The sequence below is a fragment of the Pseudanabaena sp. 'Roaring Creek' genome (assembly GCF_001402795.1).
GTDB lineage: Bacteria > Cyanobacteriota > Cyanobacteriia > Pseudanabaenales > Pseudanabaenaceae > Pseudanabaena.
Genome location: NZ_LIRE01000343.1, coordinates 1 through 958, shown reverse-complemented (window position 1 = coordinate 958; position 958 = coordinate 1). Strand labels below are relative to the sequence as shown.

The 958-nt window shown below is 41.9% G+C and carries 2 protein-coding genes; both read left to right on the top strand.

What is annotated here, in order from left to right; all coding sequences use genetic code 11:
- Positions 1-167 precede the first annotated feature (167 nt).
- Positions 168-503 (top strand): DUF433 domain-containing protein, encoded by a 336-nt coding sequence (locus AC805_RS11680; protein WP_055075604.1) that lies wholly within the window; start codon positions 168-170, stop codon positions 501-503.
- Positions 500-805: a DUF5615 family PIN-like protein gene (locus tag AC805_RS11675; RefSeq protein WP_055075603.1), complete on the top strand. Its 306-nt coding sequence runs from the start codon at positions 500-502 to the stop codon at positions 803-805. Before AC805_RS11680 ends, AC805_RS11675 begins: the two co-directional genes overlap by 4 nt.
- Positions 806-958: the final 153 nt, after the last annotated feature.

The following is a 958-nucleotide window of genomic DNA, read 5'->3' as shown; positions in this document are numbered from 1 at the left end:
GAACTAATTAGATAGTCACTATAAAGATCTAACATGTTCATCTTCATGTTTTTATCTTCTTTCCTCATCTTAGCTTGGTTTCGGCAAAGCAATTACTCTCAAACCTACTTCCAGTATACATTCTCAGTCATTTTTTTTGGGCGCTTTCTATCTGCGTAAGGTGAGTTATGACATTAGTAGTTACTGCTGAACTAGTTCCACTCAAAACCGACATCGATGGCGTACTGCGCGTTGGCAAAACCCGCGTCACCCTCGATACAGTCATCAAAACCTTTCAGAATGGGGCAACTGCTGAAGAAATTGTTTATCGCTATCCATCCCTGAAACTAGCCGATGTCTACACCACAATTAGCTTTTACCTCAATCATCAGCAAGAAGTCGAAACATATTTACAGCAAAGACAAAATCAAGCACAAATAATCCGCAAAATGAACGAGGCAAGGTTTGATCCACAAGGATTACGCGACAGATTAATTGCGCGTCAGGTAGAGCAAGCTTCATGAAGTTCCTAGCTGATGAAAACTTCGATAACACAATTATCAGAGGTTTGCTACGCCGTAAGCCAGATGTTGACGTAGTTCATGTTCGAGATGTGGATTTAGCAGGAGCGGATGATCCGACAGTACTAGAGTGGGCAGCCCAAGAAAATCGTGTACTTTTAACTCATGATGTTGCTACCGTAACCCGCTATGCCTATGAGCGCATGGCGGCAGGTCAATCCATGACAGGAGTTATTGAAGTTACTTTTGATGCTTCTATTGGGCGAGTAATTGAAGATCTTTTATTCATCTTAGAAACCATTTAAGAATTACTTTCTGCGGTCAAAAACTCTAAGAGATCCCCCTCAATCCCCCTTAAAAAGGGGGAAGAATTTAATTCTCCCCCCTTTTTAAGGGGGGCTGGGGGGGATCTATCCAATTCTTAAATGGTTTCTTAGATTGTAGTCTCGAAGGAGAAC